The sequence below is a fragment of the Cronobacter dublinensis subsp. dublinensis LMG 23823 genome, assembly GCF_001277235.1.
GTDB classification, from domain to species: Bacteria; Pseudomonadota; Gammaproteobacteria; order Enterobacterales; family Enterobacteriaceae; genus Cronobacter; species Cronobacter dublinensis.
This window is the reverse complement of the sequence record NZ_CP012267.1, coordinates 77,725-97,452: the sequence shown is the minus strand read 5'-3', so window position 1 is coordinate 97,452 and position 19,728 is coordinate 77,725. Positions and strand designations below refer to the sequence as shown.

Annotated in this window: 15 protein-coding genes; 8 read left to right on the top strand and 7 right to left on the bottom strand. The window is 58.8% G+C overall.

From position 1 onward, the window contains the following. Positions 1-17: 17 nt before the first annotated feature. A complete protein-coding gene (locus tag AFK67_RS20935; protein ID WP_007733213.1) occupies positions 18-2,954 on the bottom strand; it encodes an autotransporter domain-containing protein in 2,937 nt (978 codons plus the stop codon). Positions 2,955-3,079: 125 nt separating this feature from the next. After that, positions 3,080-3,247 carry a hypothetical protein gene (locus tag AFK67_RS23260; protein ID WP_007733211.1) on the bottom strand — a complete coding sequence of 56 codons (168 nt, stop codon included), beginning with the start codon at positions 3,245-3,247 and terminating at the stop codon, positions 3,080-3,082. A gap of 145 nt (positions 3,248-3,392) precedes the next feature. Between AFK67_RS23260 and AFK67_RS20930 the strand changes: the two genes are divergently transcribed. The 6 genes from AFK67_RS20930 (at position 3,393) to AFK67_RS20905 (ending at position 13,574) form a co-directional block, all read left to right on the top strand. Next, on the top strand, positions 3,393-4,514 hold the full coding sequence (locus AFK67_RS20930) for a ribosomal protein uL16 3-hydroxylase (protein WP_007733206.1): 1,122 nt from the start codon (positions 3,393-3,395) through the stop codon (positions 4,512-4,514). Positions 4,515-5,064: 550 nt separating this feature from the next. Next, complete coding sequence (gene mgtA / locus AFK67_RS20925; RefSeq protein WP_007733202.1) at positions 5,065-7,776, top strand: magnesium-translocating P-type ATPase; 2,712 nt, start codon at positions 5,065-5,067, stop codon at positions 7,774-7,776. Positions 7,777-8,003: 227 nt separating this feature from the next. Further along, positions 8,004-9,257, top strand: a complete 1,254-nt coding sequence (locus AFK67_RS20920; protein ID WP_197336868.1) for an SLC5/6 family protein — start codon at positions 8,004-8,006, stop codon at positions 9,255-9,257. Positions 9,258-9,861: 604 nt separating this feature from the next. Beyond that, entirely contained in the window at positions 9,862-10,632 is a 771-nt protein-coding gene (locus tag AFK67_RS20915; RefSeq protein ID WP_007733195.1) for an AAA family ATPase, read from the top strand. Between the two features lie 366 nt (positions 10,633-10,998). Then, positions 10,999-12,945: a methyl-accepting chemotaxis protein gene (locus AFK67_RS20910; RefSeq protein ID WP_007733193.1), complete on the top strand. Its 1,947-nt coding sequence runs from the start codon at positions 10,999-11,001 to the stop codon at positions 12,943-12,945. Between the two features lie 230 nt (positions 12,946-13,175). Beyond that, positions 13,176-13,574, top strand: coding sequence for an Exc2 family lipoprotein (locus AFK67_RS20905; RefSeq protein WP_007733190.1), 399 nt, complete (start codon positions 13,176-13,178; stop codon positions 13,572-13,574). Between the two features lie 62 nt (positions 13,575-13,636). Here the strand turns inward: AFK67_RS20905 and AFK67_RS20900 are convergent, their stop codons facing one another. Then, positions 13,637-14,056, bottom strand: a complete 420-nt coding sequence (locus AFK67_RS20900; protein WP_007733187.1) for a hypothetical protein — start codon at positions 14,054-14,056, stop codon at positions 13,637-13,639. A gap of 149 nt (positions 14,057-14,205) precedes the next feature. After that, positions 14,206-14,802, bottom strand: a complete 597-nt coding sequence (locus tag AFK67_RS20895; RefSeq protein WP_007733179.1) for a glutathione S-transferase family protein — start codon at positions 14,800-14,802, stop codon at positions 14,206-14,208. A 738-nt stretch (positions 14,803-15,540) separates the two neighbouring features. On the opposite strand from AFK67_RS20895, the gene AFK67_RS20890 reads away from it, so the two are divergent. Continuing rightward, entirely contained in the window at positions 15,541-17,193 is a 1,653-nt protein-coding gene (locus AFK67_RS20890) for a methyl-accepting chemotaxis protein (RefSeq protein WP_007733177.1), read from the top strand. A gap of 114 nt (positions 17,194-17,307) precedes the next feature. Here AFK67_RS20890 and AFK67_RS20885 read toward each other — a convergent pair whose 3' ends face one another. Next, positions 17,308-17,583 carry a biofilm development regulator YmgB/AriR family protein gene (locus tag AFK67_RS20885; protein WP_007733174.1) on the bottom strand — a complete coding sequence of 92 codons (276 nt, stop codon included), beginning with the start codon at positions 17,581-17,583 and terminating at the stop codon, positions 17,308-17,310. Between the two features lie 230 nt (positions 17,584-17,813). Between AFK67_RS20885 and AFK67_RS20880 the strand changes: the two genes are divergently transcribed. Then, complete coding sequence (locus AFK67_RS20880; RefSeq protein ID WP_038885040.1) at positions 17,814-18,380, top strand: YceI family protein; 567 nt, start codon at positions 17,814-17,816, stop codon at positions 18,378-18,380. Between the two features lie 9 nt (positions 18,381-18,389). Here the strand turns inward: AFK67_RS20880 and AFK67_RS20875 are convergent, their stop codons facing one another. Together AFK67_RS20875 and AFK67_RS20870 are read right to left on the bottom strand one after the other, a co-directional pair. Then, on the bottom strand, positions 18,390-19,193 hold the full coding sequence (locus AFK67_RS20875) for an anti-sigma factor family protein (RefSeq protein WP_007733166.1): 804 nt from the start codon (positions 19,191-19,193) through the stop codon (positions 18,390-18,392). After that, positions 19,190-19,666 (bottom strand): RNA polymerase sigma factor, encoded by a 477-nt coding sequence (locus tag AFK67_RS20870; protein ID WP_231692348.1) that lies wholly within the window; start codon positions 19,664-19,666, stop codon positions 19,190-19,192. Before AFK67_RS20870 ends, AFK67_RS20875 begins: the two co-directional genes overlap by 4 nt. Positions 19,667-19,728 lie beyond the last annotated feature (62 nt).

Below are 19,728 nucleotides of genomic sequence, written 5' to 3'. Positions count from 1 at the left end.
CCGTTTTTTATGGCGCGTTAAAACGCGACGTTCATACGCGCCATGATGGTCTGGGCGCGTGAGCCCCGGTCATCCAGCCCCAGCGTGCCCTGATAGGCGATGCCCGGCGTGACGCCGTTCGGCAGTTGCACATCAAGCCCGGCGCCCAGCGACAGCGACTGACGGTTTTGTTCATACAGCGACATACGCCAGGTGTCGTTGCCGACATCCGCGTAACCGACCCGCGCGCTGCCGGTGTCATTCATCAGACGCGAATACTCCACGCGGCTTTGCAGGCGTACCGCGCCCCAGGTCACCGGTACGCGGCGTTCAGCGCGCAGGCCCGCGCTGCCTGTGACTTGCGAAAAGCGCTGCGGCGCGAAGGCGAGGTTATACATGCCCGCGTCCGATTCGGTGTAGCCCTCAAGGCGGGTCTGCGACACCTGCACACGGCCATACGGCGAGACGAGACTCTGCGGCGAGCGGAATTCGTAGCCGGAGGCCAGCGCGCCGAAGAACTGGCGTCCGCCGCGGCTGCCGCGCGCGACGGCATCCGTTTCGCTCACGTCGCGTTTGCTGTCGAAATCAAGACGACTGTAGCCCAGCAACCCGTCGACGAACACGGCGTTCGGATGATAGCTCGCGTACAGCGCCGTGCTCATCGACTGACCATTGCTGCGGGTGCCGGTATCGCCGATATCGCTGACGTCGCGCCCGAAACCGAGGCCGACGCCAGCGGTAAAGCCCGGCGTGAAACGGTAATCCACGCCGGTGCTGACGCCCACCAGCGTATGGCTTAAGCGCATCGTGCTGTCTTTATCACGTCCGAAATCGACATAGCCGCCGGTCCACCAGGAGAGGCGCTGGCCCGGCGTCGGTGTGCCGAACGGCAGTGCGGGCGGCAGTCTGTCCTGCGCGTCCTGCTGCGCCTGCTGTTGCAGCGCCGCGTTCCAGAGATCGGTATCCAGCCCGCGTTCCGCGCGCGATGTCGGCAGCGCGAAGTGGACGCCGTTAAGGCTTGCGGGCACATCCTCGCTGCTGTGCAGCTGCTCCAGACGATCGCTGAAGTTGCGGATCTGCGCGCGGGCGAAGTTTTGCGCGGCCTGGTACTGCGCGCTGACGGTGCCCGCGACGTTAACGTCTTTCGAGGGATCGGGACGGGAGGCGATGGTAAGCGTAATGGTGGCAGGCGACGTGACGCCTGCGGCGCTTAACAGCACATAGCGCAGCGCGACCGTTCCGCTCGCCTGCGGCGCGGCGTTAAAGGTGAGCTGGTAATCTTCGCCGACCGCGTCAATGGCGGCGGTGCCCTGGCGTTTATCCGGCTGCGCCAGCAGACGCGCGCCGGTGAACGGGCCGCCGGAAGCGCCGCGCGTGAGCGAGACGCGGGTCACGCGCCCGGCAGAGAGCGACGCGCTCTGATCCGCCGCCTGCGCGGCGGCGGCCTTGACCTGTAACGTGTAGGCGGCCTGTACCGCGACGCCGTTCGCGTCGGTGGCGGTTAACGTGAACGCGCTGCTGCCCGCCGTCGTCGGCGTACCCTTCAGGCTGCCGTCTGAGAAGGTCAGCCCGGCCGGAAGCGCGCCGCTCAGCTGCCAGCGGTACGGCGCCGTGCCGCCGCTCACCGCGAACGTCTGCGACCAGGCGCTGCCGGTGGTGCCAGCCGGGAGCGCGCCCGCGGCAGGGGTGACGGTGAGCGTCACGCCCGGCGTCACGGCTCCCACCACCAGCGTATAGCTGGCGGTCGCGGAAACGTTGCCTGCCTCCTTCACGGTGACGGAAAACGTAAAGCTGCCCGCGGTAGTCGGCGTGCCGGAAAGCGCGCCGGTGGCGGCGTTAAGCGAAATGCCCGCAGGCAGGCCGTGCGCGGTCCAGGTGTAAGGGGCGCTGCCGCCCGTGGCTGACAGCGTCTGCGACCAGGCACTGCCCATTGTGGCGGGCGGGAGCGCGCCGCTGGCGGGTGCGATAGTCAGCGTCGTCGGTGCGAGGATGGAGAGCGAGACCGTGGCATCCGCCGAGTCGCCCGCGCTGTTGCTGGCGTGGTAAACAAAGGTGTCGCTGCCGGTATATCCCGAGAGCGGCGTATAGGTGACGGACAGGCCGGAGACCGCAACGACGCCATGCGAGGGCGGGGTGACAAGACTGACTGAGGTCGCGGCTCCGCCGGAGAGCGCAAGCGTCACCGGGTTCGCGTTGCTGTTGGCCGCCACCTGCGCGGTGACATTGCCAGCCACCGGACGCTGTTCGTTGCGCTGGACGATGACATTATAGGTTTTCGGCGTGCCATCTTCGGCGGTGACGATGATCCCGATGTTATTGGCCCCCACGCTCAGGGTAATCGCCTGCGAGGCGGAGCCTGACGCGACCGGGCTGCCGTTGACGGTCACGGTGGCGGCGGCGTGGGCGGTGACGGGCGTCAGCGTGACGGAGGAAACCGCATAATCGACCGTGGCGTGGTAACTGGTGGCCGCCGCGCTAAAGGTCGGGGAGAGCGCGCCGCCGGAAAAAGAGAGCCCGCTGAGGGTGGCATCGGAAGAGCGCGTGACGGCGGCGCTACAGGAGACAGTGACCGGGCTGATAAAGCCGTTTGCGGTCTTCACCGACATATAAAGCCCGCTGGCGGTGAGCTGCGCGCCCGTAAGCGAGGTGCTGAAGCTGCCGGCGTTGCCGTCTGAGCTGTAATGCACAAGATAATGCTGTGAAAAGTCGCGGGAGTGCAGAAGGACCACATCGGCGGTCATCGGCGTGCCGCCCGCGCCCGCGCCGCTGTCGGTAAACGAAACGGTCACGCTCTCATCGGCGTTAAACGCGCTGGCGTTGTAACTGCTGGTGCCCGCGCTCACCGGGCTTGCGGCATTCAGCGCCGTACAGGCGGTGGAGAGCGCGCGGGCGGGAGAAACCGTCATCATGAACAGCACGACGAGAACAAAGCAAAAACATACGGCCTTAAGCAGCCCTGAAACGCGACGCGCCATCATTCACCCGGTCTAAAATTAGGACAGTATCTGGATTGTTACGCAGCGTAACATTCTGCGGGTAACGCTGATGGGCCGATATAAGCGGGTTTTCGGGGATAATTAGCGGCGTAGCGGCGACGCGATTACTCCGCCGGGGTGTCTTTGGTCTTCTTCATGCGCGGATCGTCCGAGGGCACCGTAAACAGCGGCTGGTATTTCAGCCCGGTGATCGTGTTCTTTTCCTGAGTGGGGGTGCGGCTGAACGGCCAGTAGATCAGCAGATCGGAAATCAGCTCGAGCAGATAATGCATACACCCTCCGGCGGTGAATGTTTGCTTCATCATACCGCAATATGGCGTTCACAGGTAATGCGCCACCGCGCTTGACCCATGACAAGGCGGCACGGCGGCGAGCTTTCTTATAATCACGCCCTCAATCCTTCACTGGTGTGATGACATGGCGTACCAACTTAATCTGAACTGGCCGGCGTTCTTAGAAACATACTGGCAGAAAAAACCTGTGGTGCTGAAGCAGGCGTTTGCGAATTTTATCGACCCGATAACGCCGGACGAACTGGCGGGGATCGCGATGGAGCCGGAAGTGGACAGCCGCCTCGTGAGCCACAGCAACGGCAAGTGGCACGCCAGCAATGGCCCGTTTGAACATTTCGACGGGCTCGGCGAGACCGGCTGGTCGCTGCTGGCGCAGGCGGTGAACCACTGGCATATGCCGTCCGCTGAGCTGGTGCGTCCCTTCCGCGTGCTGCCGGACTGGCGGCTGGACGATTTAATGATTTCGTTTTCCGTGCCGGGCGGCGGCGTGGGGCCGCATATCGATCAGTATGACGTGTTTATTATTCAGGGGATGGGCCGACGCCGCTGGCGCGTGGGCAATAAGCTGCCGATGCGTCAGTTCTGCCCGCATCCGGCGTTGCTGCATGTCGATCCGTTCGAGCCGATTATCGATGAAGACCTGGCGCCGGGCGATATTCTCTACATCCCGCCCGGTTTCCCGCACGACGGTTTTACCCATGAGACGGCGCTGAACTACTCCGTCGGCTTTCGCGGGCCGAATGGCCGCGATTTGATCAGCAGCTTTGCGGATTATGCGCTGGAAAACGATCTGGGCGGCGAGCACTACAGCGACCCGGATCTCACCTGTCGCGAGCATCCGGGCCGCGTGGAGACGCACGAGCTCGACCGCCTGCGCGACATGATGCTGTCCATGATTAATCAGCCGGAGGATTTCAGGCAGTGGTTCGGTTCGTTTGTCACCACGCCGCGCCACGAGCTGGACATCGCAGCCGCCGAGCCGCCCTATACCGCGCAGGAAGTGCGCGACGCCCTGAAAGGCGGCGAAACGCTGTCGCGCCTGAGCGGGCTGCGGGCGCTGAACGTCGGCGGAAGTTTCTTCATTAACAGCGAACGGCTGGAAACTGTCGATCCGCGCGCGGCGGATGCGCTGTGCCGTTTTACCGAACTCGGCCAGCGTGAGCTTGGCGATGCGCTGGATAACCCGGCGTTTGTTGAAGAACTCACCGGGCTTGTGAATCAGGGCTACTGGTATTTCGACGAGTAATAACAATGACGGCTTTCGCCGCTGACGAAAGCCGTTTTTAGCTATTAACGTCGCGTTGATTAATGACATTATCCCGCCAGCGATTACCGCGCCCGGGCTTATTCTGGCGCGTCTTAAGCACCGTTTTTTAATGCGGGTGGCCGAGGCTAAACGCACTGTCAACCGCCGGGCGTAAAGCGTTTACTTTGCCATGCCCGGCATTATACTGCGGGAAAATTCCAGAGGAGATCTCACCCTGAACAGCGACACGCGATTTTATTAACCGGCAAACCCGCGACGACGCTCTCGCTGTTTGCCTGTCACGGCGGGCAGCAACGCACTTTTCTTCTGATTGCACCCCGAGCTTTTATTCCTGTTGTTATTAAGGAGTGCTTACCCATGTTTTTCTTTCACACCGCCCTGTTCCCTCCGCCTTTACAGTAATTCCTTTTTTTAATTAACACCGTTTAAGTACGCCTTTTTCTTTTTAAAGGTGAAATGGCGTGCGCCTTTGAAATTATGGTGGTGAGATGCGCCCGCGTTTCGTCACGCCTGAAATACAGGTGCCGGTATGGCAAAGCTCAATCAAAAAAAACGTAACCAGGCCGCGAAAAATAAAGCGGACGTTTTCTGCATCGAAACGGCGTCAGCAGAATGTGCGGAACAGACATTAGCGCGGCTGCAGAGCGACGCGAGAGGATTAACTGCGCAGGAGGCCTGCGCGCGTCTTAAAACCTGCGGCCCCAACGAGGTGGCGCATGACAACGCGCCGCCCGCGCTGGTGCAGTTGCTCCAGGCGTTTAACAATCCGTTTATTTATGTACTGATGGCGCTGGCGCTCATCAGTTTTGTCACCGACTACGTGTATCCGCTGCGGGCCGGGCAGGAAACCGACCTGACCGGCGTGACTATCATCGTGACGATGGTGCTCCTGAGCGGCCTGCTGCGTTTCTGGCAGGAGTTTCGCACCAACAAGGCGGCGCAGACGCTGAAAGCGATGGTGCGTACCACCGCGACCGTGTTACGCCGTCCAGGCCATGATGAGGAGAGCGAAAAACAGGTGATTGCGGTCGAGGCGCTGGTGCCGGGCGATATCGTACTGCTCTCGGCAGGGGATCGGGTTCCGGCGGATCTGCGGCTGCTGGCATCGCGCGATCTCTTTATCAGTCAGGCGATACTGAGCGGCGAATCCCTGCCGGTGGAGAAATATGACATCACCGCTGACGTACAGGGCAAAGGCGCGTCGTCTGCGCAGCGCCCGGCGGCGGACGTGAATCTTCCCGACCGTAGCAATATCTGCCTCATGGGCACCAGCGTGGCGAGCGGCACTGCGCGCGGCGTCGTGGTGGCGACCGGCCCGCAAACCTGGCTGGGCTCCCTTGCCCGATCCCTTGAGGGCCGCCCGCAGACGGCGTTTGATAAAGGCGTAAATAGCGTCAGCGGGCTGCTGATCCGCTTTATGCTGGTGATGGTGCCGGTGGTACTGCTGATTAATGGCTTCACCAAAGGCGACTGGACAGACGCGACGTTTTTCGCGCTGGCGGTCGCCGTCGGGCTGACGCCGGAAATGCTGCCGATGATTGTCAGCTCGAACCTGGCGAAAGGCGCGATTGTGATGGCGCGTCGCAAGGTCATTGTGAAGCGCATTAACGCCATTCAGAACGTCGGGGCGATGGATGTCCTGTGTACCGATAAAACCGGCACGCTCACCCAGGATACTATCGCGCTCGAAGGGTATCTGGACGCTGAGGGCCGGGAGAGTCTCGCGGTGCTCTCGCTTGCCTGGCTTAACAGCGCCAGTCTGAGCGGCACAACCAACCTGATGGACAGGGCGGTGCTGGCGTGCGGGCAGGAAAAACTGCCAGCCGCCGGGCGCGCTGACGCTTTCAACATTGACGAGCTGCCCTTTGATTTCGCGCGCCGTCGCGTCTCTGTGGTGGTGGAGCGCTATGGAGAGCGTCAGCAAACGCTTATCTGCAAAGGCGCGGTGGAGGAGATGCTCTCGGTCTCGACGCATATCCGCAAAAGCGACGCTGTGTATGCGCTTGATGAGGCGCGCCGCGACGCGTTTGTGCGCTTAACCCGCGACTACCATGCCCGGGGCCTGCGGGTGCTGGTGGTGGCGACGCGGGTGCTCCCGGAAGCGGGCCTGGGCCAGCCGCTGAGTGAGGCTGACGAAAACGGGCTCATTATCGAAGGCGTACTGACGTTTCTCGATCCGCCAAAAGAGAGCGCCGCGCACGCCATCGCCGCGCTTCAGGAGCATGGCGTAACGGTAAAAGTGCTGACCGGCGATCATCCACTCGTGGCCGCCCGCATCTGCGAGCAGGTCGGCATCGATAATCGCGTCATGCTGACCGGCAATGAGATTGCGGCGATGGACGATGCGCGGCTCGCTGACGCGGTGCAGACGTGCGCAATCTTCGCGAAGCTGACGCCGCTGCAAAAGTCGCGCATTCTGAAGGCGCTTCAGCGCAACGGGCACACGGTGGGGTTTCTCGGCGACGGCATTAACGATGCGCCGGCGCTGCACGACGCGGATGTGGGCATCTCCGTCGACAGCGCGGCGGATATCGCGAAGGAAGCATCGGACATTATCCTGCTGGAAAAAGATCTGCGGGTACTGGAGGAGGGCGTCATCACCGGGCGCGAGACGTTCGGCAATATCCTCAAATACCTGAACATGACCGCCAGCTCCAACTTCGGCAATGTCTTTTCAGTGCTGGTGGCAAGCGCGTTTTTGCCGTTCCTGCCGATGCTCGCTATTCATCTGCTGGTGCAGAATCTGATGTACGACATCTCGCAGCTCTCTCTGCCGTGGGATCGCATGGATAACGCGTTTTTGCGGCAGCCGCGTAAATGGGACGCGCCCAATATCCGGTGCTTTATGCTGTGGATTGGCCCCACGTCGTCGCTGTTTGATATCGCGACCTTTGCGGTGATGTGGTTTGTCTTCGCAGCCAATACGCCCGCGATGCAGTCGCTGTTTCATTCCGGCTGGTTCGTCGAAGGGCTGCTGTCACAGACGCTGGTGGTGCATATGCTGCGCACCCGCAACATCCCGTTTATCCAGAGCCGCGCCGCGTTACCGGTGCTGGTGACGACGTTTATCGTGATGGCGGTGGGTGTGGCGATCCCGTTTTCGCCGCTCGGGCACTGGATTGGCCTGGTACCGCTGCCGCTGGCCTATTTTCCGTGGCTGGCCGGTATTCTGTTGGCCTATTGTGTGGTCACACAGCTGATGAAACGGTTTTATATCCGCCGGTTCGGCCAGTGGTTCTGAGCGAAAATCTCTGCTGCAAAACAAAGGGGCCGTCGCCCCTTTTTGACTTCCGTGCGCCGAGTCGCTGCGTTTATTTACGGTTTTTTCCCCGCCGGCTTCGAATTTAACGCCCGATTTCTATATGATGCGGCCCCTGTTGCGGCGCGGATCTCGCGCGTTGTTAACCGTCAGGGCCTGACAGACGGGCATGACGTGTTCTTTAATTCACCAACCTTAAGTATAAAAAAATGACGATATCAACCACCACGGACAGCGGCCTGCCAGCTCGTACCGGCTGGACATTCAGAGACACGCTCTGGATGCTGGGCGTGTACGGCGCCACGGTTGGCGCAGGAACCCTCTTTCTTCCTGTCGAAATCGGCACGCGCGGCCCGCTGGTTTTTCTTCTTCTGCTGGTGCTGAGTTTGCCGCTCTCGCTGGTGCCGCATGTGCTTATCTGCCGCGTCTTTATGCGCGATAACCGCACCGATGACGATGCGCTGCCGCTGTTTGGCGCGTTTTTCGGCGCGAAGGGGCGCGACGCCATCCGGATTTTCTTCTGCGTCGCGCACTTCCCGGTGACGCTGGTTTACGCCATCTCGCTGGTTAACGCGCTGACGGATTATCTTGTGAACCGTTTGCAGGTGGCCCACGTTAACCGGGCGCTGCTGGCGTTTATCGTGGTGGCGGCGCTCTTTCTGGTGCTGAGTAAAGGGCGCGATAAAGTGGTCAGCGCGATGGGCGCGCTGGCGCTGCCGTTTGCGCTGTCGCTGTTGCTGATAGCCATCATTCAGATTCCTGCATGGCGCCTTTCGAACGTCACGATGCCGCTGATTCCTGCCGGAGAGCCCGCGGGCGAGGCGTTTAAAAATATCTGGCTGACGCTGCCGCTTATCTCATTTGCGCTTTGTTCCGCCCCGCTGATTGCGCCGCTGGCGTCGTACTATCGCGAAGAGGGCCACGGCGGCGAAGCGAAGTCGGTACGGGTGGTGCGCGTGGCCTATGCGCTGATTATCTTCAGCATTATTTTCTTCGTGCTGAGCTGCCTGCTGGCGAACCCGCCTGCGACGTTCATGCGAGCGAAAGCGGAAAACCTCAACATGCTTTCGGTGATGCAGAGCCAGGGTGGGCTGGATCTGCTGTTTACCCTCGCGCCGTTTATCGCGATGGTAGGGATGACCAAATCATTCCTGGGGGTGTGCCTGCCGGTCGCGGAAACCATGACCACGCTGGCTGCCGGGCGCGGTGCACGCAAACAGGCGAAAACCGTCGCGTTTCTGGCGATGTTCGCGGTGACGTTCGCCGTGGTCTACGTCAATCCGGACGTCATCACGCTGATTGAAACTGTCTGCGGCCCGCTGACCGCCATCTTCCTGTTTTTGATACCCGCGTACCTGATTTACACCCGTGACGCGCTGCGCGCCCTGCGCGGCCCTACGGCTATCATCGTGGCAACCGGCGGTGCGCTGACCGTTTCTGCGCTGCTGTACAGTCTGTTCTGAGCATGACACGGGTTTAACACCCACCCCGCTCCGGCGGGGTTTTTACTGCCTGCGATCCACCGCCTTGCATTTAACGCATGTCCGCATTCATGGGTTGCTGTGCCCTGTCGCAGGAAAGGCATAACCTACAGCGCCTGAAAAAATAACCGGACAACTTACCTCTTTACCCACGCAATTAATACTCAGGAAAATCTTAATTCAGCACCTGGCCAGAAACGGAATAACTTATTTATCGATAAATATTTCGGCAGTTGACGCCTTTAAGATTTTTGCCTATCTTCACGCTTAAACAAATGTTAGCAGTGCTTAACTTTCAATTCCGCCCGGCGCTGCAGGTGCCGCTCTCCTGCCAGGATTTAAACGCCTGCCAGGATATTCAGAAATAAAACGGGGTTTTAACAAGAAGCTATCAAAAACGTAACGCTCAGAAACTACGCGGAAAAGGCCGGGATGAAATAGAGCCCCGGCTTCTGGTGCGGCGCGCCCGTAAACTGACGCCATTATTATTTTGTTGCCCCTTAAACTGCAGCGGATTAACGCCTTATTCAGCGATGAATGAGGGCGGAATTATTACATTCGTAATTAAACGCTATAGGAAAATAACATGACACAACCCACCCATCTGTTCACGATTGAAAACCATCAGGACAGAAAAGCGTTCTATTCTCAGTTAAAAGAGCACGGCATTCATGCGAGCGATCTGATGAACATGCTCGCGGCAGGAAACATTCCTGACGTGCTCTACCGGGAATCAGAAATTTTATCTGCACTGGCGATTTTATCGTGCCGGAATACCAATAGCCTGGTGGTGTCCGGAAACGAAGGCGTCGGGAAATCCTGTTTTGTCCGTAATCTTTCCCGTTATCTGTTACAGGTTCAGCCAGACTGTCATCTGGCCGAAATAAATCTGGTGTCGTTGTCAGCAGGTAATACCAGTGCAGCGGAAATGGAAAAGAAACTGGCGCTGGCGACGGAGCTGGCCGCCAGGCATAAAGTGATCCTTTATCTGGACGGCACGCACGCTTTTGCCCATGAAAATGGCCAGCCGTCGCCCGGTATGCAGGTGCTGACGGCGCTTAAGCCGTATCTGATGACGCCGTTCCGCTGCATTATTTCCGCCCCCTGCGAGGCGATGGAACAGCTGAAAAATGACGCCGCGTATAAAAAACGTTTCCGCTTTATGACGCTCTGTTCCCTGAATGACACCCAAAAGAGAAATGTTATTTTAAATCGTTTCGGTAATACGCCTTTCATTGAAGACGCGCTGGCGCAATCCGGCGGTGAATCACGCGAACTGCACCAGTTAATTGAAAACATTGATTATCTGCAGGCACTTGAGCGCGTTAAATCAAGGCTCGCGTTCACTGAATCCTGATCCGTTCCTGTGCGCAATACCGGCAAATTTTATGGCGTAACGTTACCCGTATCACATTACGCCTTAAGATTTAACTTACGCCTTAAGTTTGCCTTAAGGTTGTGTCGGTAAGATAGCGGTAACAGGAAAAAGGCGCTTGTTGTCTGATATTCTGCTTACGGGCTGCCACGATGTCGGGCAGCCCGCTTTTTTTCCGTTCTGCGTAATATTCCCTTCCTGTTGATCTCACTCGATAAATCCGTCTCGTTAATCCTGTCCTGCCGTTGATGAAAAAAATTTAATTAAGGGAATGCATAAGACTTCCTGATGCGTTGCCGATAGTGAGCAAAGATATCCTGCGTATTTGACGTAGTAGGGGAGAAGATAATGACGAGTAAGCTCTCTGCCGGAAGAAAGCTTAAAACCAAGACCCTGATGCTGTTATCCATTTTTGTGACGATAACCGCCGGGTTTAGCATTACGATGGGTTTATTGCTGTGGCAATCGATGTCGCAGCAGGAATATGTCGCGAAAAAACACCTTCAGCAGATAGCGCAGACGGAAGCCTTACAGGTGAGCCGTCGGCTGGACGCCGCGTTAACCGCTGCGCGTGATGTCGGTATCAGCGCCTGGGCGTTGCATGAATCCGGTCTTAAAGAGCGCAAAGGACTGGAGCAGTTGCTGGTCAGCTTCCTGCGCGCCCATGACGATTTCTTATCGATGTCGCTCACCTTTGAGCCTGACGCGTTCGATGGGAACGACGCCGCTTACGCAGGCCAGGCGGGGCAGGATCCGCACGGGCGCTACGCGCGGTATGTGGATCGCGACAGCGCGGGCACCCCGGCACTGCATAACCTGGTGGATTATGAAACGCCGGGCAGCGGCGATTATTACGTCCTGCCGCGCCAGCGCCAGAAAGATGTCATCATCGAACCCTATATCTATCCGTATAACGGCGTGGATGTGATGCTGACCTCGATTGCCGCGCCCATCGTGCGCGACAGGAAATTCCAGGGCTCGGTCACCGCCGATTTCTCGCTGGAAACCCTGCAGAAATTGGTGGGTGCTATCAAACCCTGGGATGGCGTCGGTTATGCGCTGTTGCTTTCAGCAGACAATAAAGTGATCTCCGCGCCGGATAAATCAACGGTCGGCAAGCCGTATAAGGGCACCGTGACGGGCCGCGACGTGATTCGCTACGACGATCCGGTGCTCGGCGAACCGGCGTTTATCACCTGGAACACCATTAGCGTTGGCAACAGTGGCACGCCGTGGAAGCTCGCGGTGATAACGCCCGTGAGCGTGGTGATGGCCGAAGCCTGGCAGGGGCTGATTAACGCCATCATTCTGATGGTGCTGAGCATCGCGGTCGTGAGTCTGGTGGTGGCGCTGGTCTTTACCCGCAAGGTAGCGCGTCCGGTCGGCGGCGAACCGCTGGAAGCCTCAGAAATCGCGCTCTCCGTGGCGCACGGTAATCTCAGCAACGCGATCCCGGTACAGCGCGGCGATACCAGCAGTATTTTCTATGCGCTCAGCACCATGCAGTCGCAGCTGCGCGACATCGTGGGCGATATCAGCGACGCCAGCCACTCCGTGCGTGCCGGCAGCAGTGAAATCGCGAGCGGCAACACCGATCTGGCGTCGCGCACCGAAGAGCAGGCGGCGGCGATTGTTGAGACCGCGGCCAGCATGGAAGAGATTTCCGCGACCGTGAAAAACAACGCCGAAAGCGCCTCCCGTGCGATTGTGCTGACGGAAAAAGCGAAAGATATCGCAGGCCAGGGCGAAGCGCTGGTTGATAAAGTGGTGCGTGTAATGTCGCAGGTGGACGAGAGCTCGCAGAAAATCAGCGATATTACCAGCATTATCGACAGCATTGCCTTCCAGACTAACATTCTGGCGCTGAACGCCGCGGTCGAAGCCGCGCGCGCCGGTGAACAGGGGCGCGGCTTTGCGGTGGTGGCCGGTGAAGTGCGCACGCTTGCGAGCCGCAGCGCCAATGCGGCGAAGGAGATTTCGCAGCTGATTACGGAATCGACCGGGCGCGTGGGGCAGGGCGTCTCGCTGGTGAATGAAACCGGCACCACGATGAAAGAGATCATCGAGGCGGTGACGAGCGTGCATCTGGCGATCAACGAGATCGTCCGGGCGCTCGACGAACAGACCCGAGGCGTGGATCAGATAAGCGTGGCGGTAAACCAGATGGACAGCGTCACCCAGCAGAACGCCTCGCTGGTGCAGGAGGTTTCTGCGGCGGCGATGTCGCTGGAAGAACAGGCGAAGGCGCTGGAGACCGCGCTGGCGTTTTTCAGTACGCGCCAGCAGCCCGGCTGATACTCGACGCCGTTCATAGAGAGCCGCATAAGGGCTGCCTTATGCGGTTTTTTTATGCGCTTTTCTTCGCGATGCACGGCTGCGAAGGGCCCGCAATCCCCTTATATGGTATGTATTAACCCTTTGTTCTTCGGGGTAATATCCCTGTGCCTGAGACGCCGCGGTGCGCGGACCTGGCAAGTGCTGTCCGAATTCGGGTAGCACATCATCATTTTCAGGGAGAATGCGCGATGCGATACACCATCATGGCCGTGACGGCAGCGGTGCTACTGGCGGGATGTGCGACCAGAACGTCGCCGGAAATACATGCGAGGCACTATGTTCTGCAGGGCATGGAATCGCACGATGCGAATTTACGCGTCGATAAAGCGGGCAGCATCGCGGCGTTCCTGCCCGCGTTTACCCAAGTCTATCAGCAGGGCAAAACCGATAAAGCGCAGGGGCGCGACATTGCTTTTGCAGAGCGTCAGGCGAAAGCGTATCGCGATGATGCCTGCGGCATAAAAACCACCAGCGAATTCGCTAACCATCGCGGTCAGTTCTCGGATGACAACGCCAGCCCGCGCGAAAAGCGCATGCTCGCCGACGATCTGGCGCAGACGTATCTGGACGGGTATTACGGGCGGTAAGCCAGCTGCCGAGGGGGATGTCGACAGGCCGGTTGCCCGGCCTGTTTTAACCGTGCTAACGATCAGTAAGCGGTCACCGAGATCATACAGCCGAAATCCTGAGTGATACGGTTGATGGTGCCGTCGATTTTCAGGCGCTGCCCATTATTCAGGGAATTCATATCCGGATAACCCCGGACCGAGACGGTATTGCTGCCGACTTTCAGCAGGAACAAATCTTCGCTGATGTAATTATTGTCATGCAGAGACACGATCCCTTCGGTAGTCATGCCCAGTCCGTTAAAGGTCTGGTTCGCGCGACCGGGGTTTTTACTGGCTTCGGCGCAAATCTGGCTGACAGTTTTATCCGTCTTCTGCATCGGCGTTTTCAGCCCTTTATTAAGGCTGGCAAGGCCAGAGTTTAAGGAGCTGAGTCCGTCATTCACCTGGGCGCAGCCAGAGAGAAGCAGGGCAGAAAGCAGTACGGCGTATCCAGTTTTCATATTTGTCACTCTTCGAAACTATATTCCATAAATATCAACCGGATGATAACAGATTCATTACGTTTATGGGGCGGAGTGCCTTTTTTGGTAGGGAACGCGGGTTTTTTGAAGAACCTGACGCGCCGGTGGGCTGGCGCGCCGGGACAACATTACTGATTATTACGCTGTTGCGCGCGCAGAAAGGCGGGACGGGCAAACGCGCGGTTGAGATAATCTTCACGCTGCTCACCGAGCGCGATACCGCAGAGCTTCGCCCACAGCAGGGTGTGCGTCATGAAAATATCCGCCAGCGTAAATTCCTCGCCCGCGATCCATGGCGTGTGGTGCTCCGGCGTCGCCATCGCGACGGCCTGGGTCGCCCCGGCCCGGAAATAATCCAGCAGCGGCGCGGCGCGCCGGTCTTCCGGTACAAAAACAAGCTGCCTGAGTAAATTCCAGACCGGCGATTCCAGATCCGTTAAGGCGAAACTTATCCAGGAATTCACGACCGCACGGTACGCCGGATCCACCGGATACAGCGACGTGCCCGTGTATTTCTCACAAAGATAGGTACAGATAGCCAGCGTTTCGCAGATGGCGACCTCGCCATCTACCAGGAACGGCACTTTACCGCGCGGGTGCGGCGACATGACCGTCGGCGTCTCGCACAGAATATCGGCTTTAATGGAGTCGTAATCGACGCCCAGTTCTTCTAACGTCCACAGCACTCTGAGCGAGCGACTTTTCGGGTAAGTGTAAACCAGCACGGGAGCATCTCCTGTTGGTATGGAAGGGGAAATAATGATGTGCCAGCCGCAGTATGCCCGAACCCGTGCGGGCATTCGACAGGGCGATGACGCGTTGTGTTTTACGGGAGTGTACTAGTTACAACATACATACATACATACAGATAAAACCTGATCGCCCCGGCAAGCTTCACGCCGTTCTGCAGCGCGGGAGCCCCTTCCGGCCTTAATGGCGGCGTCGGTTTTATTCCTGAACTTACAGAGCGCGCAACCACCCATTGCCAGGCCGCACGCGCCCGCCCGTAGGGCGGGTAAACCTGATTCGTTTTTATGTATGTTGTAACTACACCGCCAGTGCGACCCTTTCAGGCCCGCAGGCCGGAGATACGGTCAGACTGCGTCTGCCCCACTCCGAAGGTGTAGAGAAACGCCGCTGTCGCTTCAGGGCTGGCTTAGCAGGGTAAATGGCCCGTGATTTCCGGACGCGCCCTGCGCTTTTTGCCTGAGCGGCACCGTCTCCCGGCGCAGCGGTAGCGCCACTTCAGAGAGATGCGGTTTACACCGTTATGGCCCTTGTCCATTTGCACATAAAAGGTAGGTCTTTACATAAAAATCTTTAATGTTTTTGGAATCAGCGGCATACGAAAAACTGCGTGGTGCGGGCTAATTTTTGATAAGAAACCTGCCGATATCCGTTGTGCTGGTTTGCGTTAAGCGCTGGCTTGATTCGGTTACAGGATGCATTAGAGGAAACTATCCATGTCCATTACACAACGGCTTATGCTGACGTTTTCATTACTTTCAGCTGCTTTGATAACAATGGTGATTGTGGCGGTTGTGGTGGTCAGCAACTTCCAGTCCCGCTTCCAGTACGTGCAGGAAAATACGCTCCCGTCGGTGCTCGATATCGGCAAGATGGTCGACGGCAGTAATACCCTGATTATCTGGCTCTATCGCCACCAGACCGCCACCGACGCGGCGCGTCAGGCGGAGGTCGAAAAAGAGATTGATGCGGTGATTAACCGTATCAATACGCAGAACCAGTACTATCTGCAAAACGAAATCACTAATGATGAAGATCGTCGCATCAATGAAAATGCCGCATCGGCCATCCAGATGATTCAGGCCCGGTTACCGGCTTTCCTTGAAAGCTCACGCACCCATAACGATGCAGCTGCGCTCGCGGCCTTACGTGATGAAAGCGGCATCGGTGGCGCGGCGCGTCAACTGATCGCGGTGTATCAGAAGCAGCTTGAACTAAATGTAAATGTCGGTAAAACGCTGCGCCAGGAGAACGACCACTCTTACAGCCTGACGCTATGGGGACTGATTAGCTCTTCCATTGTAGTTATCGCTATCCTGGGCTTTTTTACCCTCAAAACCATTTTCTCGATTCGTAACCAGCTGAACGGCATGCGCCATACGCTGGAAACCGCAAGCGAACGTCTGGATCTGACGCTGCGCGCCGACGATTCACGCAATGATGAAATCGGGCTGACGGCCAAAGCATATAACGCACTGGCGGCGAATGTCGCCTCGTCACTTGCCGCGGTGGAAGCTTCGGCGCAGTCGGTGAGTTCGGCGTCCGGGCAGATTTCAGCCGGTAACGAAGATCTCTCTTCCCGCACGGAAGAACAGGCCGCTTCGCTGGAGCAGACCGCGGCCAGCATGTCTGAGCTGAGCGAAACCGTGCGCCAGACAGCGGAAAACACCCAGCTTGCAAGCCAGCTCGCGAAAAACGCCCGCGATATCTCTGAAGACAGCCAGTCGCGCGTCAACACCATGCTGAACACGATGGGCAGCATTCGTGAAAGCTCGGCGAAAATTACTGACATTATCGCGCTTATCGAAGGCATCGCCTTCCAGACCAACATCCTTGCGCTTAACGCGGCGGTAGAAGCGGCGCGCGCGGGTGAGCAGGGCAGAGGCTTTGCGGTCGTGGCAGGTGAGGTGAGAACGCTGGCGCAGCGCTCATCATCGTCCGCACGCGAAATCAAAGAGCTTATTGAGAACTCGATGCAGTTCGTCGAGGCGGGCTCGACCCAGGCGGAAGGCGTTGGCCAGAATATTGGCAAAATGACCGATGCCGTGCGGCAGGTAACTGACATCGTCGATGAAATCTCGGTGGCCGCCCAGGAGCAGGCGCAGGGTATTAATCAGGTGCATCTGGCGGTCAACCAGATGGACGATGTGACCCAGCAGAACGCCGCGCTGGTTCAGCAGGCGTCGGCGGCCTCGCAATCTCTGATGGAGCAGGCCGCGTCGCTGAATCAGCTGGTGGGCGCGTTTACTATCGCGGCGAATGGCAAAAGCACCGCGCGCAATACGGCCGCCCCGGTGACCCCTATCAAAACGCTGCGTCCGGTGCCTGCCGCCGCGGCCGTTTCAGAAAACGACTGGCAAAGCTTCTGATGCCGGTGCAGGCGCGCAAGCGTAAAGCGCCTGCGCCGCCTTCACCGTTAACGCCACGCCCGCTGCGCGCCATCCTGCCGCATCGGGCGTTTTTACTGGCGTGCGGTCAACGCGTTACCGGTCATCGAGCGTATGATCGACCACAATCCCCAGCGTCCTGCGGATCACCTCTCCCGTCACCACATCTTTCGTGCCATCGAGTTCGACAATCAGTTGCTGAATGATGGTTTTATGCGTCAGCACAGCCCCGTCCGTCGACATACTTTTGACGATCCGTCCCAGCAGCGCGGCCTCCTGCGCCAGTCTTTCGCCGGCACGGAGAAAATAGTCGCTGAGCGCGGCATCAGGCAACGCGACCGGAATTGCAGTTTCAGATCTAATCGGGCTCATGGATAGTGCCTTCATGGTTAACAAACATGCTGTGTGGCATCAGTTCGCTACCGATGCGTGAAGGTTGTGCGTCAAAAGAAACCGCTGACTGCTGCACCGCCATTCGTGAGGTCAGAACACCGGAGCAGTAAGACGCTCCGTACCTCAATAATGTGAAGTGATGAAATCTGTAATGAATAATTATGCGCTGCCAGACGTATACCAGGTATATCTGTCGGGAATGCTCCATCATGAATCGTCTTACGCTCGCTGTCACGCTGACTTTGCTGTTTTTTTCATCATATATCTTTGCCACCCCGGTGTCGTACACCATCCTGTCGTCGCGTACCACCGTCGCGCTCTCGTGGCAGGCTTTTGGCGGACTGTCGCAGGCGCAGATCCACGGTGCCAGCGGCAAAGTCACGCTTGATAGCGACAACCCTAAAAACAGTTATGTGAACGTCGTTATCCCGGTGTCATCGCTCACCGCGTCGAACGACTTACTAACGTATCAGATGAAAGGCCCGCTGTTCTTCGAGGCGTCCCGCTTTCGTGAAATTACGTTCCACAGCGACGGCGTGACCGATGCCGGCGGCGGGCATCTTCGCGTGTCGGGTACGCTGGTGGTGAAAGGTATCCGCCACCCGGTGACGCTGGATGTCGATACCGGCAGGGCGGCCTTCTTGCCGGTCACCCGCGCGCCGTTAGCATTACACGCCTCTACGGCCATTTCCCGCTCCGCCTTTGATATGGGCGGCTTCACGGCGTTTGTCGATGACCGTGTGCAAATTGACATCGCCATCGCGGCGACGCCCTGAGAAGCCGACTCAGCGCGGCGGCGCGAGCAGATGGGTTAACTGACGCGCCGTTTTCACCAGCAGCGCGGCCGGGTTCCGCCCGATCATGACGAACTGATAACCGTGGCGACGCCACCACACCAGATTCATGCCGTGACGCCGCTCTGACGCGAGCGCCGTCACGCCCGGTTTGTCTTCACGGGAGATACAGAGCGCCATCGGGCCATATTGCGCATGCAGCCAGGCTATCTGGGCGATGGGCTGGGCGTCGTAGCGCAACATGCGCACCATTTTAAGTTCGGCGTCCTGCAGCATCAGCTGCGCTTCCTCGACAGGCAGTCTGAGATCCTGCGAGGCGCGTTGCAGACCCCGCACCAGCGCGGCGGGCGACGTGTCGGCATCCAGTAGCGTTTCGGCGCTATAGAGCGACATATACTGCGCCTCGAGGTCACGGATTTTCTCACTGCCGTCAGGCAGCGTCGCGGCAGGGCCGAGCCAATAGCCGAACCCGACACCGAGCGTCAGAAACCCCACCGAGGCGGCAGTCAGCGCGCGACGGCTGACGCCCGAATCGCTAGGTTGCCGGGGCGTTGGGGCGGTCACCGCCTCCAGACGTTGCTGCATGCGTGAGAGCGGCGCGTCATCCAGCAGCGGCGCGAACGCCTGGCGGATGGCGTCGGTGTTGACCGACAGTTCCGCGACGCGCCCTGCAAGCGCGGCGTCCTGCGCCATCTGCGCCTGAAAGCGCTGCGCGTCAGCGTCGTTCATTTCGCCGTCGAGCCAGGCGACAATCGCCTCATCGCTCCAGGGCGGGGTAAAAGTTGCGGATTTCACACTCGTTTCTCCTGCGCGACAGCGGGCGCGGCCAGCATCCGGGACAGGCTGGCACGCGCCGTCGCCAGCCGGCTCAGCACGGTGCCGACGGGCACGGACAGCGTCTGCGCAGCCTCCTGACAGGTAAACCCTTCGACATACACCAGAAATACGGTATTGCGCTGCGCCTCCGGCAGCGCGCTGACGTGGCGCATCACTTTCTGAAAGTGCAGGCGCGTCTCATCCTGAGACTGCGTATCGGGCGCGGTAAGTTCATCGCTGTCGATAAACCCCTGTCCCTGACGCACACGGCGCGCGCGCAAATCCGACACCCACAGGGAGTGCAGGATAGCGAACAGCCAGCTGTCGATACGGGTACCGGGCAGGTACTGCGCGCTTTTTTCGAGCGCGCGCAAACAGGTCGCCTGCACCAGCTCCTCCGCGACATCGCGGTTACGTGAAAGCACCAGCCCATAACGCCACAGACGGCTCAGATGGGCGGCGAGTTGCTGGTGTACGTCACTGGTGGTGATTTTTTCTTTCCTCGGCGCAAACG